We start from the raw sequence: 12785 nt of genomic DNA, 5'->3' as shown, positions 1-12785 counted from the left end.
CACGGAGGAGAAATGCCTTACACCGATCTGCGCGAATTTATGGAGATGCTCGAGAAGAAGGGACTCCTTGTCCGGGTGAAAAAAGAGGTCGATCCCAAGCTGGAGATCACCGAGATCTACAATCGCCTCCTGGCCAAAAAAGGCCCCGCCGTCCTCTTCGAGCGGGTCAAGGGGCATTCGATCCCGGTTCTGATCAACCTTTACGGGACGATCGAGCGGGTGGCGCTGGGACTCGACACCGACGAAGCGGGGCTCCTTGAGATCGGCGAGTTCCTCGCCTTCCTGCAGCATCCGGAGCCGCCGAAAGGGTTCATCGACGCGGTCAAACATCTCCCCTTCTACGGCCGGATTCTCCACCTCTCGCCGAAGAAGGTCGGCCGCGCCCCCTGCCAGGAAGTGGTTCTGGAGGGGGATCAAATCGATCTCGATCGGATCCCGATCCTCCACTGCTGGCCCGACGACGTCGGGCCGCAGGTCACCTGGCCGTTGGTGATCACCAAGCCGCCGACCGGCGAGGAGGGGAAATACAATATCGGGATCTACCGGATGCAGCAGATCGACAAGAAGACGACGATCATGCGCTGGCTCAAACATCGCGGCGGCGCCAAACATTGGCGGCAGTGGATGGCGCAGGGAAAGACGATGCCGGTCGCCGTCGCCCTCGGCTGCGATCCGGCGATGACGATCGCCGCCGTCACCCCGGTCCCCGATCAGATCGGCGAGTTTCACTTCGCGGGGCTGCTTCGGAAGAAACCGGTGGAGCTGGTCCGCTGCAAAACGGTCGATCTGGAGGTCCCGGCGACGAGCGAAATCGTCATCGAAGGGGAAATCCGCCCCGGCGAGATGGCCGACGAGGGGCCGCACGGCGACCATACCGGATTCTACAATTCGGTCGAGCCGTTCCCCATTTTCCATATCACCTGCATCACCCACCGGAGAGACCCGATTTATCTCACCACCACGACGGGACGGCCGCCGCGCGAAGACGCCGTCGTCGGCCTGGCGCTCAACCGGGTTTTTCTCCCGCTTCTGCGGCAGAATTTTTCCGAAATCGTCGATTTCCACCTTCCGATGGAGGCCTGCTCCTACCGGATCGCCGTGATTTCAATGAAGAAGGAATACCCAGGCCATGCCAAGCGGGTGATGTTAGGTATTTGGGGCTTCCTAAAACAATTTCTTTATGTTAAATATATTATCGTCGTCGATCATGATATCGACGTCCGGAACTGGGACGACGTCATCTGGGCGATCTCGACCCAGGTCGACCCGGCGCGCGACACCTTCACGATCGAGAACACCCCGATCGATTATCTCGACTTCGCATCGCCCGAATCGGGGCTCGGATCGAAGATGGGGATCGACGCCACGACCAAGATCCCCCCCGAGACCCATCGGGAATGGGGAAAACGGATCGAGATGGACCCCGACGTGGTCGATCGGATCGACCGAATCTGGAATGAACTAGGAATCGATTGATGCCATTCCGCACAATCATCCGTCACGCATCCATCATCACCCTTTCTTTGGCGGGGGCGGTCTTCGTCTCTGCTTTTTTGGCGACGGAGGGTTCCTCGCTTCCGACGCGCCGCCTCCCGGCCCCCGCCCGCCGCGCGACCCTCTCCGATCCAAGCTGTCTGCACTGCCACTCCGACCGGTCGACCTTGCAGACCGATCCCTCCAAGCCCGAGTGCCAAGAATGCCACAGCGACCGCCCGCCCGTTCCGGAACATGAGATCACGCCGGTCCGGGCGCCGATCCAGATCAAGGAAGAAAAGATCATCGAGCAGAAGATGGTCTTGATTCCGGAAGGCGCCTTCGTCATGGGGAACAACGGGCGGCCGACGGGGGAAGGGGCGGGAGACGAAGACGAGCAGCCGGAGCATGAAGTCTTCGTGAAATCATTTTATATCGATGTGTATGAAACAACCAACGCCCACTATAAAAACTTCGTCGACGCCGGCGGCGCCGAGCCGCCGCTCCTCTGGCGAAACGGCGACTACCCTCCCGCCAAGGTGAACCATCCGGTCGTCTATGTCAGCTGGTACGATGCCGACGCCTACTGCCGATGGGCCGGCAAACGTCTTCCGACCGAGCAGGAATGGGAAAAGGCCGCCCGCGGGACCGACGGACGCCACTTCCCTTGGGGAACCCCCTTCTCTTTCCAGAAGGCGAACACGCCGCAATACTGGCTGGCCAAAGGGATCGACGTCTCGAAGGGGAGCACCCTGCCGGTCGCCAGCTTCGAAGAGGGAAAGAGCCCCTACGGCCTCTACGACATGGCCGGCAACGTTTATGAATGGGTCAGCGATTGGTATCTTCCCTACCCCGGTAATCCTTTTCCCAATATCCATTACGGAATGAAAAACAAAGTTTTAAGAGGGGGATCGTGGTATGATTGCCTCTCATACGGCTGCGGCCTCTCCGCCCCGTCGTACAACCGAAGCCGCTTCACCCCCGAGATCAAGAACAAAGGTTTCGGCTTCCGCTGCGCAAAAGACGCCGTCGGAGGGGTGAACGCCGGGGGCCGGGGAAAAGGGGCAAAGAGATAATCGATCTATCATTATTACTATTACTGCTCCCGCGCTCACCTTTTATAAATCAACCGAAGTTCACCCGACGCGTAAATCTTTTCTTCCGCTTTTTAAACAAGTCGCGATGAAGAAGGAGGTTTTGTTTTGAAGTCGAAAATCGTATCCGTGATGATTCTCTTTACGATCCTCATCGCCGGACTTTACCTCTGGAACAGACCCAGCCAGCATGCCCCCGCCGGCATGATCCTGATCCCCGCCGGCGAATTCATCATGGGAACGGATGAAACCGGCTACTCGGTCGATCCTGCCTCCATCCTCCCGAACAAACCGCTCCTCAAAGACGAGCGCCCCGCCCACGCCGTCTATCTCGACACGTTTGCCATCGACCGGACCAAGGTCCGCAACCGCGACTATCAACGCTTCGCGATGATCTCCGGCCATCCGCTCCCCTTCGGCCTCGGAGAAGCCGACCCGGACCAGCCGGTCACCGGCCTCACCTGGCAGGAGGCCGCCGACTACTGCGACTCGATCGGCAAACGTCTTCCGACCGAAGAAGAGTGGGAAAAAGCGGCCCGGGGGACCGATGGGAGAATCTATCCCTGGGGAAATCAATTCGATCCGGAAATCGAAAAAGCGGTCCGGGCTTCCCTCCCCGCCAAACCGATCTTCTCCCCTTACGGCGCCGAAGCGATGGTCGGGTTCGGATGGGAGTGGACCGCCGACCTCTATCGTCCCTACCCCAACAACCCCTATCGCGCCGATCCCTTCCGGAAAAATGTCCGCGCCATCCGCGGCGGGATCGGAGGCGATCAACCCGGCGCGCTTCGTCTCCTTACCCGAACGACAACCCGCTTCTACGCCGATCCCGAAAAGCGAGATCCGCTGATCGGCTTTCGGTGCGCCAGATCACTCTAATCCATCCGGCGGATTTGTAGCTTTTCACGAAATTGCGTAAGATGTTTAGATCGGCTTGAACTTTTCGTTCGATCGGACTACGCTCCTTCCGAACCACGCCTCCTCTCTGATCTGAGGAGGATCTGCGAAGATCATGATGATCTCCTTGTTATCCCGATGGACCCTTTTTACTCACCTCTCTGTATGGAGAAAGCGTTATGAAGTCGAAACATCGTTTGAGTGGGATCATTCTTTTGTTTTTCTTCTTCTGGACCGGGGGCTGCGTCACGAAAAGCCGCTACCTGGCGGAGGTGGCTCAACGGGAATCTTCCGCCGCGCAGCTTCAGGAAGAGCGGCAGAAACGGGCCGCGCTGGAGAAATCGCTCGAAGAGGCGAGGGCGGCCGCGTCGAAACGGGAAAAGGATCTCGCTCTGCTGGAGCAGCAGCTCTCCCTCGCGAAGGAGACCGGAAACAAGACGGAGCAGGAATTAAGAGACCAGATGCTTCAGATGAAGGGAACCTTTGAAGAGACCGATCAGTCCCGGCAGGCGATGATCAACCGGCTGGAGGAGGCATTGAAAGTCACCGAAGAGGAGGCCGCCCGGCGCGAGAGAGAGCTCCGGGAATCGGAGAAGACCCATCAACAGCTGATCGGGGAGCTTCAAAAGGAGATCACCGACGGAAGCGTCAAAATCACGCAGCTGAAGGACCGGCTCTCCGTGGAGATCGTCGATAAAATTCTCTTCGCCTCCGGGAGCGACCAGGTGACCTCCGAAGGAAAAGGGGTTCTCAAGAAGGTCAGCGACATCTTGAAGAACGTGAAGGAGAACAGTATCCGGATCGAGGGACATACCGACAACGTCCCGATCGGCCCCCGGCTGGCCGGAAAATTCCCGAGCAACTGGGAGCTCTCCGCCTCGCGCGCGACCCAGGTGGTCCGATATCTCTCCGAGCTCGGCATCTCTCCGGAGAACCTGTCGGCCGTCGGGCTGGCGGAGTATCGGCCGGTCGCCCCGAACGACACCCCCGAGGGGAAACAGCGAAACCGACGAATCGAGATCGTTCTCTATCCCAAAGACCTCCAGGAGATCGTCTCTTCCGTCGAGCCCCCTCAAATGACCGATAACCGATAAACACCCGCGCAGCAAAGGGTCCGGTCCGCCGCCTCACCCCCCGGGCGGACCGGACCCTTCTTTTCATAAAAATGACAGCCTCAAATCGATTGACAATTCCCTCCCTCTTCCCCTAAAATCGGCCCCATGGTCAATGCCGTTGAATGGAAAAAAGGGGCGGTCCGCCTGCTCGATCAGACGAAGCTGCCGACCGAGGTGATCTTCGTCGACTGCACCGATGTCGAAACCGTGGCGCGCGGGATCAAGGAGCTCTGGGTCCGCGGGGCGCCGGCCATCGGGATCACCGCCGCTTATGGGATCGCGCTGGCGGCGCAGAAGATCTCCGCCCAATCCTTCGATGATTTCTACAAACAGCTTCTTCCGAGCTGCGATCTGCTCGCCGCCACCCGGCCGACCGCGGTCAATCTCTTCTGGGCCATCCAGCGGATGAAGGAAACGGCGCAGGCCCATCGGACCGAATCGCCCGAAGCGCTCAAAAAAATCATGTTGGATGAAGCGCACGCCATCCTGCAAGAAGACATCGAGATGAACCGCGCCATCGGGAAATTCGGCGCGGCGCTCATCGAGGCGGGCGACGGCGTCCTGACCCATTGCAACGCGGGGGCCCTCGCCACGGGCGGCTACGGCACGGCGCTCGGCGTCATCCGCAGCGCCTGGGAGGCGAACAAGAAGATCGCCGTCTACGCCGACGAAACCCGGCCGGTCCTTCAAGGGGCGCGGCTGACCGCCTGGGAGCTGGTGCAAGACAGCATCCCGGTCACCGTCATCACCGACAACATGGCCGGCTTCTTCATGCGGCGGGGAAAGATCCAGCGCTGCGTCGTCGGCGCCGACCGGATCGCCGCCAACGGAGACACCGCCAACAAGATCGGCACCTACAGCGTCGCCGTTCTCGCCAAAGAGCACGGCATCCCCTTCTACGTCGCCGCCCCTTACTCCACGATCGATTTCAGCATCTCCTCCGGAGACGAAATCCCGATCGAAGAGCGGAATCAGGCCGAGCTGACCCACATCGCCGGAAACCAGATCTGGGCCACCGGCGCCACCACCGCCAACCCCGCCTTCGACGTCACTCCCGCCAAATACATCACCGCCATCATCACCGACAAGGGGGTCTTCAAGCCGGAAGAGATCGTCAGACTAAAACCATCCAAGCGCGGTTGATCGATGCGGAACCGGACCGATGCGGGACCTCTTCCCATCCCTCTTTGGCTGAAGCGTCTCGATCGGGTCCGCGAGGAGAATCGAACGCTTCCTTCCCTCTCTGCAAAAGAGCGGTCGCGGCAGGTTTTTGAATTGATGTCTTTGGGAATCAGGATGGTGGAAGCGCAGTGCCGGGAGAGAGGAGAAGATCTCTCCGCTTGGATGCGCCGCCAGGACCGGATTGACCAAATGTGGAAAACCGAGTGGGAAAATTGGCGTGAAGCGAACAAGAAGCGATCAACCCGAAACGGTTCTTCTGGAAGTCTTAAGATTCCTCCGAGGTAAAAAGATTCCGCATCTCCTTATCGGCGCCCTGGCCGTCGGTCTCTGGGCCCGTCCCCGGACCACGCTCGACATCGACCTTCTGATTTCTATCCCCGAAAATTTTAACGCGCTCTCTGATGCAGCCCCTGAAGCGGGATTTCAGGTCGACCGGCAGTGGTGGGCCGAAAATCCCCTTCTTCAGGACCGGCAGATTCGGTTAAGACGGGGATCGGTTTCGGTCGATCTGAGACGGGCGGAAGGTCCCTTCGAGCAAAACATTTTTCAACGAAAGCGGCGCAAACGGCTCGGGGAAAATACACTTTGGGTTGCTTCTCCGGAAGACCTCATTCTAATGAAACTCCGCGTGGGAAGACCGCGCGATTTTGAAGATGCGAACGCCCTTGCGGTGAACTGTAAAAAGACAATCGACTTTGATTATTTGTCTTCGCAGGCCAGACGGCTTGGCCTTGTCGATGAACTCCGGTTTGTTTTAAAATAAGCCGGATTGTCGTCGTGAACACCGAAGTCGTGGGGCTTGGGGCGAAGAGCCCCATTCCAATGCTCTTAATCATTCCGTGAACATGCTTTAATTAAAACCTATCCAAAGGATAAAAAAGGATAAAAATGGATATTCGTTCGAATGTACTCGACCTGATCGGCGGGACCCCGCTCATTCGGCTGAAGGGGCCGTCCGAGGCGACCGGTTGCAACATTTTAGGGAAAGCGGAGTTTCTCAACCCCGGCGGGTCGATCAAAGATCGGACCGCGCTCGGCATTATTCGCCATGCGGAAAAACAGGGCCTTTTGAAAAAAGGGGGAACGATCGTCGAGGGGACCGCGGGGAATACCGGGATCGGATTGGCGATGATCGGGCGGGTCCTGGGGTATCGCACCCTGATCGTCATCCCCGAAACGCAAAGCCCGGAAAAGTTCGAGGCGCTGCGGCTCTTCGGCGCGGAGTTGAAGCTGGTTCCCGAGGCCCCCTATTCGACGCCGCGGCATTTCGTCAAGATCGCCGGTCAGCTCGCCCAAGAAATGAACGAAGTGTCCCCCGGCGCCGCCTTCTGGGCGCGACAATTCGACAACGTCGCCAACCGCGAGTTCCACACCGCGACGACCGGCGCGGAGATTTGGGAGCAGACCGGCGGAAAGATCGACGGGTTCAACTGCGCCGTCGGAACCGGGGGAACACTGGCGGGGGTCGGCATGGCGCTGAAGGCGCGGAACCCGAAGGTAGTCATCGCCCTTTCCGATCCGATGGGGGCCGCGCTCTACAACTATTACAAGCATGGCGAGTTGAAGTCGGAGGGGGATTCGATTGCCGAGGGGGTCGGTCAGAGCCGCGTCACCGAAAATTTGGTCGGCGCCCCGATCGACGAGGCATACCAGATCCCCGACGACGAAGCCCTCCCCTATATTTTTAATTTATTGCGGGACGAAGGGCTCTGCGTGGGGGGCTCATCGGGGATCAATGTCGCCGGGGCGGTTCGGCTGGCGCGCAAGCTGGGGCCGGGGCATACCATCGTGACGATTCTGGCCGACAGCGGCCTGCGGTATCAACGGAGACTTTTCAATCCGGCGTTCCTGCGGGAGCAGAAATTGCCGGTGCCGGAGTGGCTGGAAGCGAGTTCTCATTAAAGTGCATCCGGGTTCAAGCAATGAACTGCGTCGTTCTACGGCCTATTCAAGTTCATCACCTCATCGCATCGATTGACATGCAATACTTACTTTTACATGCTAACATATCTCTATGAGCGAAACCTTTAACCGTATTCTGAGTTTAGTGGAACGCAGAGAGGTGAAGATTTCTGATCACGGTTATGACGAATTGGCCGCAGATCAGATTTTTGTGAGAGATATTATCAAGGGAATCGCACAGGCCGTTGTGGTGGAAGATTATCCTGACTATCTAAAAGGTCCATGCGTATTGGTTTTACAAAAAGATCGAGATGATCAACCGGTTCACGTCGTTTGGGGAATTCCTAAAAACACCTCCTCCCCTGCGGTTCTTGTCACGGCCTATCGACCCGATCCTTCGCAATGGACAGATGACTTTCTACGGAGAAAAAAACAATGAAGAGAAGATCCCATACAAAACTGGTCCGAGAGGGAAAATATATTGCCGAGGTCGAGGTTGAACTCATCGAGACGGATGAGGGTTGGTCGCCGTATTTGGCTCTCGAAGATGTCTACAAGCTCGATGACGTTCGGGAAGCCTTACGCCGCGGCGATATTAAGGATGCAACACGATTCGCCCGTGTCTTCACTCTCACCCCCGTCGCCCCGTAAGAATTACTTTTATCGGCGCCCGATCGACGAGGCGTATCAGATTCCCGACGACGAAGGGCTCTGCGTGGGGGGATCATCAGGGATCAACATCGCCGGGGCGGTTCGGCTGGCGCGCAAGCTGGGGCCGGGGCATACCATCGTGACGATTCTGGCCGACAGCGGCCTGCGGTATCAACGGAGACTTTTCAATCCGGCTTTCCTCCGGGAACAAAAGTTGCCGGTGCCGGAGTGGCTGGATAATTGCCTTTAAAACGTCTAATGTATATGAGGCCGCTGTGGACACGTTGTATAATCAAGCTCTCAACATTATGACTGATACATTTCGCATGTTGGAAGGGCGTGTACCACCTCCGCAGAGGGTACCCCATATGGACTCCTTTGCCTTCCGGTACATCGAAAAGACCATTCATCAAGCGATGGTCCAGAAACTCGCCCGGGTCATTTCAGGTTTGCATGCAGCGCGCCTGCTTATGGAGAAAGGTTTCGTCCAAGAACAAGCTGCGTTGCAACGAATGCTCGATGAGTTTCACGAGGACATCACGTTCCTGTCGTATGCCGTCATCTTCAACAATCGAATACCGCTTCATCAAAAGTATCTCGACGCATTCTATGAGGAAGAATTCGACGCACCTTCAGCGATTGAATCAACTCAGAAACGCCTAATGGTAAAGCGCACCAAGATTCGCGCCTATATTGCGCAAGTAAGTGGACCCGGGCTTGACCCAAGCACTGGCGTGGAAGCTGCGCGCACGCTTTCAAAAACCTATTCGGGATATGTACATGGTGCCTCACCACAGATCATGGATATGTTTGGCGGAAATCCACCCCATTTTCATGTAAATGGCATGCGCGGCACCCCCCTCCAAGAGGAACACCAGCATGACCTTTGGAACTACTTTTTCCGCAGCATAATTTCCTTCGCTCTTGTTGCAAAAGCGTTTGGCGATGAAGAACTTTTTCGCAGTCTCTACGATTACCATATTGAGTTCGATAGACAATCTGGGAGAAACAATACTGTTCAGAACGCTGACGAAACTTAACTCTCTCAATGTCAAACCCTTAGAATCATGACTCCGTCAGACGAGAAAGTGCGCAAACATTAACCAAGAAAAATAATGTTCGAAGGTGCTCGACTAAAGATTGAACGGGGCAATCAACACATCGTTGATCTGAGGTCTACTATCAATGCTTTTTTGCAGCGTCACCCCTACACTCTTAGCGTTCGCCATAATCCAAACGGTAACGAAATCACTATCGAGATGAACCTCCGCGAGCAAGCTCCATCCGCCATTCCACTCATCTTGGGGGATAGTATCCATAATCTTAGGACCGCCCTTGATCATGCGACATGGGAATTGATCGGTTTGGATGGCGGCACACAGGATCGATACACAACCTTTCCGACCGGAGCTGAATTACCTGGGTATAAAGGCACGTGTAATGGAATAAAAACACCCCGGAGCGATACGAAGGAATTCCTTGCTTCCTTCGAAGCATATAAAGGGGGGAAGGGCGAGATACTTTACGCGCTTCATTGCCTTGACGTTGAGGACAAGCATATTATTCTCACGCCCACAGTAAATGTGTCCTCTATCCGTCGTATGACTGTTATCCGCCCTGATGGAATAGTAGCTCTTACAGTCACGAATCAGATGTGTGGGATGGACAAAATCGGCCGGAGTAGAATTATGACCCTCGGAATTGTACCTGGCAGCACCATTGAATTCAATCCCGATACCGATTCTACGGTTGATATATTTTTTGGCGATATCGAGTTTTTCAAGTTTCAACCGATTATTCCAACGATTGTGCAGATCAGCAATGCCGTCTCGCACGCTATCGGACAGTTTGATAATTTCGTCAAAACCCGTTCTTGATTTTTTGCTTTTTACCCATTTCGAATTCCGGGGCACCATACTTAATTCACGTGGTTATGGGGGTCTGGTTATGGGGGTCTGGGGGTCTGGTTATGGGGGTCGGGTCTTGAATCTGGATAACCTCGTCACCCCGCTCGTTAATTCCATAAACCAGCAATGAAAAAACTTCTTTTCATCTGCAGCCAGAATCGTCTTCGGAGCCCGACGGCCGAAGCGGTCTTTTCAAAATGGCCGAACGTAGAGGCGATGTCCGCCGGGCTCAATCACGACGCGGAGCTTCGGGTTTCGGCGGAGATGATCGAATGGGCCGATGCCATCTTTGTCATGGAAGCGGGTCACAAGAAAAATCTCAGCAAGCAGTTCAACGGACCACTTAAAGGAAAACGGATCATCGTCCTAGGAATTCCAGATGATTACGATTATATGCAAAAGGAACTCGTTCAACTCTTAGAAACAAAGGTTCCGAAGTACCTCAACATCTGAGCCACCATCAGGAGTCAAGTTGAACTAAAGTCCACGACACCCCGTTAACCGTGATAGAATATCTTAGTCCCTCATTCTTTGGAGGTTTTTTCAGATGAACTGGAAAGAGTATATAACGGTTGATCAGGAGATTTGCCATGGTAAGGCGTGCATCAAGGGGACAAGAATCATGGTGTCCGTGGTGCTTGATAATCTTGCCGCCGGTCTCACAGCAGATGAGATTTTACAGAGTTATCCTTCCCTCACTCGCGAAGCCGTGCAGGCCGCCATCGCATACGCAGCCGAACTCGCGCGAGAGCGGGTTGTCATCATGCCGGCATAGAACGACCTAATGAAATTCAAAGTTGACGAAAATCTTCCCATTGAAATTGCCGGCCTTCTCCGCGAAGAAGGCCACGATGCGAGGACGGTATCGGAACAACACCTTGGCGGTAGTGCCGATTCCAATATCGCAAGTGTTTGTCAACAAGAAGAACGTGCTTTAGTAACATTGGATACGGACTTCGCTGATATTCGGCTTTACCCTCCTGACCAGTTTTCCGGAATAATCGTCCTGCGCCTGGAACGGCAAGACAAGCCGCATCTTCTCGACATCTTCACGCATGTGATGCAAGTATTTTCTCGTGAACCGGTCAAAGGACATCTCTGGATCGTTGAAGAGAAGCAAATTAGAATCCGAGGGTAAACTCCGAAACAACACAACCCGTCATTGCATTAACGGCGCCGCCATGCCTTATAATAAGTCTCTCTCTGACCGCCTCCAACCCCTCCTCAAAACCCGCAAAGGCTTCTCCGAAAAAGAGATGTTCGGCGGTGTCGGATTTCTGCTGAACGGAAACATGTGCGTGGGCGTCTATAAAGAATTCTTGATCCTCCGGCTGGGAAAAGAGGAAGCCGACCGCGCTTTGAACAAAAGCATGTCAAACCATTCGACATCAACGGCCGGGCAATGTCCGGATGGGTGATGGTGGAGAAAGAAGAAATCGACAGCGAACACAATCTACGTCCAAACACGGAAAATAAAATCTCCCTCACTCCATCACACGAGGATCATCACCCCGAAGTATTGCTCCAACCATCTCAACCGCCTTAGAATATCTATAGATACTTCAAGATCTCATAGTGTGATCGGAGAAACCCAATGAGAACCGTGACGCTTCCATCAGGAGTACCGGTCCCCGTGCTCGGCCAGGGGACCTGGGGAATGGGCGAGACGCCGGAACGGCGGCAGGAAGAAATCGCCGCGCTTCGCTTCGGCCTCGACCTCGGCCTAACCCTCATCGACACGGCGGAAATGTACGGCGAAGGGGGCGCCGAAGAGGTGGTGGGGGAAGCGATCGAAGGACGCCGCGACGAGGTTTATCTGGTCAGCAAAGTGTATCCGTTTAATGCCAGCCGGCGCGGAACCGTCGCCGCCTGCGAGCGGAGCCTCAAGCGCTTGAAGACCGATCGCCTCGATCTCTACCTGCTTCATTGGAGAGGCGACTATCCCCTTTCCGAAACCGTCGAAGCCTTCGAAGCGCTGAAAGAGGCCGGGGCGATTCGGGACTGGGGGGTCAGCAATTTCGATCTCCCCGATATGAAAGAGCTGGTGACCGTCCCGAACGGCGAACAGGTCGCGACCGACCAGGTGCTTTATAATCTTTATCACCGCGAGGTGGAGACCGCGCTCCTCCCTTGGTGTCTGAAGCGCCACATTCCGATCATGGCCTACTCCCCGATCGAGCAGGGGCGCATGCTTGACGATCCCCTCTTGAAGGAGATCGCCTCACGTCACGGAATCACCCCGGCCCAGGCGGCGCTCGCCTGGCTGCTTCAAAAGCAGGAGGTGATCGTCATCGCGAAGGCGAGCAAGATCGAGCACGTTCGACAGAACCGCGAAGCGCTCGATGTCCATCTAACGATCCGCGATCTGGAAGCATTGGACCAGGCCTACCCCCCTCCCCGCAAGCCCACCCCATTGAAAGTTCATTGAGGGGACCCTCATTCCAACGAGGTTGATCTCTCCCTGCTCTTCATTCTTTATATACGTTCCCATAAGAACAGAATATTTGATCTTATGGAATGTTTGACAACCCACCTATTTTCGGCGTATACCTAAAAACCAGCCG

16 protein-coding genes and 1 pseudogene are annotated in these 12785 nt (G+C 55.7%); all 17 read left to right on the top strand.

The features are described from left to right. The first annotated feature begins 12 nt into the window (after positions 1–12). Positions 13–1476 (top strand): menaquinone biosynthesis decarboxylase, encoded by a 1464-nt coding sequence (locus tag MNODULE_RS16305; protein WP_168061789.1) that lies wholly within the window; start codon positions 13–15, stop codon positions 1474–1476. Beyond that, complete coding sequence (locus MNODULE_RS16300; RefSeq protein WP_202882246.1) at positions 1476–2549, top strand: formylglycine-generating enzyme family protein; 1074 nt, start codon at positions 1476–1478, stop codon at positions 2547–2549. The genes MNODULE_RS16305 and MNODULE_RS16300 overlap by 1 nt, the downstream gene beginning before the upstream one ends. Positions 2550–2675: 126 nt before the next feature. Continuing rightward, positions 2676–3446, top strand: coding sequence for a formylglycine-generating enzyme family protein (locus MNODULE_RS16295; RefSeq protein WP_168061788.1), 771 nt, complete (start codon positions 2676–2678; stop codon positions 3444–3446). Between the two features lie 197 nt (positions 3447–3643). Next, a complete protein-coding gene (locus tag MNODULE_RS16290; protein WP_168061787.1) occupies positions 3644–4558 on the top strand; it encodes an OmpA family protein in 915 nt (304 codons plus the stop codon). A gap of 126 nt (positions 4559–4684) precedes the next feature. Next, the gene (gene mtnA / locus MNODULE_RS16285; protein WP_168061786.1) at positions 4685–5722 is read left to right on the top strand and encodes an S-methyl-5-thioribose-1-phosphate isomerase; all 1038 of its coding nucleotides are present in this window, start codon (positions 4685–4687) and stop codon (positions 5720–5722) included. Between the two features lie 256 nt (positions 5723–5978). Beyond that, a complete protein-coding gene (locus MNODULE_RS16280; protein ID WP_168061785.1) occupies positions 5979–6524 on the top strand; it encodes a nucleotidyltransferase family protein in 546 nt (181 codons plus the stop codon). Positions 6525–6649: 125 nt separating this feature from the next. Beyond that, positions 6650–7663 carry a cysteine synthase A gene (locus MNODULE_RS16275; protein WP_168061784.1) on the top strand — a complete coding sequence of 338 codons (1014 nt, stop codon included), beginning with the start codon at positions 6650–6652 and terminating at the stop codon, positions 7661–7663. A gap of 112 nt (positions 7664–7775) precedes the next feature. Next, positions 7776–8102, top strand: coding sequence for a DUF4258 domain-containing protein (locus MNODULE_RS16270; protein ID WP_168061783.1), 327 nt, complete (start codon positions 7776–7778; stop codon positions 8100–8102). Further along, a complete protein-coding gene (locus MNODULE_RS16265) occupies positions 8099–8314 on the top strand; it encodes a hypothetical protein (protein WP_168061782.1) in 216 nt (71 codons plus the stop codon). The genes MNODULE_RS16270 and MNODULE_RS16265 overlap by 4 nt, the downstream gene beginning before the upstream one ends. Before the next feature lie 19 nt (positions 8315–8333). Continuing rightward, a pseudogene (locus tag MNODULE_RS16260) lies at positions 8334–8564 on the top strand (cysteine synthase A); the annotation flags it as partial. Positions 8565–8682: 118 nt separating this feature from the next. Next, complete coding sequence (locus tag MNODULE_RS16255) at positions 8683–9354, top strand: hypothetical protein (RefSeq protein WP_168061781.1); 672 nt, start codon at positions 8683–8685, stop codon at positions 9352–9354. A 75-nt stretch (positions 9355–9429) separates the two neighbouring features. Beyond that, positions 9430–10191, top strand: a complete 762-nt coding sequence (locus MNODULE_RS16250; RefSeq protein ID WP_168061780.1) for a hypothetical protein — start codon at positions 9430–9432, stop codon at positions 10189–10191. A gap of 156 nt (positions 10192–10347) precedes the next feature. Beyond that, complete coding sequence (locus MNODULE_RS16245) at positions 10348–10674, top strand: low molecular weight protein tyrosine phosphatase family protein (RefSeq protein WP_168061778.1); 327 nt, start codon at positions 10348–10350, stop codon at positions 10672–10674. Between the two features lie 94 nt (positions 10675–10768). Next, on the top strand, positions 10769–10996 hold the full coding sequence (locus MNODULE_RS16240; protein ID WP_168061776.1) for a DUF433 domain-containing protein: 228 nt from the start codon (positions 10769–10771) through the stop codon (positions 10994–10996). A gap of 9 nt (positions 10997–11005) precedes the next feature. Next, positions 11006–11359, top strand: coding sequence for a DUF5615 family PIN-like protein (locus tag MNODULE_RS16235; protein ID WP_168061774.1), 354 nt, complete (start codon positions 11006–11008; stop codon positions 11357–11359). A gap of 43 nt (positions 11360–11402) precedes the next feature. Further along, positions 11403–11639: a TfoX/Sxy family protein gene (locus tag MNODULE_RS25505; RefSeq protein WP_168061772.1), complete on the top strand. Its 237-nt coding sequence runs from the start codon at positions 11403–11405 to the stop codon at positions 11637–11639. 176 nt (positions 11640–11815) lie between these two features. Beyond that, on the top strand, positions 11816–12649 hold the full coding sequence (locus MNODULE_RS16225; protein WP_168061770.1) for an aldo/keto reductase: 834 nt from the start codon (positions 11816–11818) through the stop codon (positions 12647–12649). Positions 12650–12785 lie beyond the last annotated feature (136 nt).

This window comes from Candidatus Manganitrophus noduliformans (assembly GCF_012184425.1).
Classification (GTDB): domain Bacteria; phylum Nitrospirota; class Nitrospiria; order SBBL01; family Manganitrophaceae; genus Manganitrophus; species Manganitrophus noduliformans.
This window is presented reverse-complemented; position numbering and strand designations above follow the sequence as displayed.

Bases quoted from the DNA above. Each gene is read 5' to 3' on its own strand.
- MNODULE_RS16305 (WP_168061789.1), top strand. From the start codon at position 13: ATGCCTTACACCGATCTGCGCGAATTTATGGAGATGCTCGAGAAGAAG.
- MNODULE_RS16300 (WP_202882246.1), top strand. From the start codon at position 1,476: ATGCCATTCCGCACAATCATCCGTCACGCATCCATCATCACCCTTTCT.
- MNODULE_RS16290 (WP_168061787.1), top strand. From the start codon at position 3,644: ATGAAGTCGAAACATCGTTTGAGTGGGATCATTCTTTTGTTTTTCTTC.
- mtnA (WP_168061786.1), top strand. From the start codon at position 4,685: ATGGTCAATGCCGTTGAATGGAAAAAAGGGGCGGTCCGCCTGCTCGAT.
- MNODULE_RS16275 (WP_168061784.1), top strand. From the start codon at position 6,650: ATGGATATTCGTTCGAATGTACTCGACCTGATCGGCGGGACCCCGCTC.
- MNODULE_RS16270 (WP_168061783.1), top strand. From the start codon at position 7,776: ATGAGCGAAACCTTTAACCGTATTCTGAGTTTAGTGGAACGCAGAGAG.
- MNODULE_RS16265 (WP_168061782.1), top strand. From the start codon at position 8,099: ATGAAGAGAAGATCCCATACAAAACTGGTCCGAGAGGGAAAATATATT.
- MNODULE_RS16255 (WP_168061781.1), top strand. From the start codon at position 8,683: ATGGACTCCTTTGCCTTCCGGTACATCGAAAAGACCATTCATCAAGCG.
- MNODULE_RS16250 (WP_168061780.1), top strand. From the start codon at position 9,430: ATGTTCGAAGGTGCTCGACTAAAGATTGAACGGGGCAATCAACACATC.
- MNODULE_RS16245 (WP_168061778.1), top strand. From the start codon at position 10,348: ATGAAAAAACTTCTTTTCATCTGCAGCCAGAATCGTCTTCGGAGCCCG.
- MNODULE_RS16240 (WP_168061776.1), top strand. From the start codon at position 10,769: ATGAACTGGAAAGAGTATATAACGGTTGATCAGGAGATTTGCCATGGT.
- MNODULE_RS16235 (WP_168061774.1), top strand. From the start codon at position 11,006: ATGAAATTCAAAGTTGACGAAAATCTTCCCATTGAAATTGCCGGCCTT.
- MNODULE_RS25505 (WP_168061772.1), top strand. From the start codon at position 11,403: ATGCCTTATAATAAGTCTCTCTCTGACCGCCTCCAACCCCTCCTCAAA.
- MNODULE_RS16225 (WP_168061770.1), top strand. From the start codon at position 11,816: ATGAGAACCGTGACGCTTCCATCAGGAGTACCGGTCCCCGTGCTCGGC.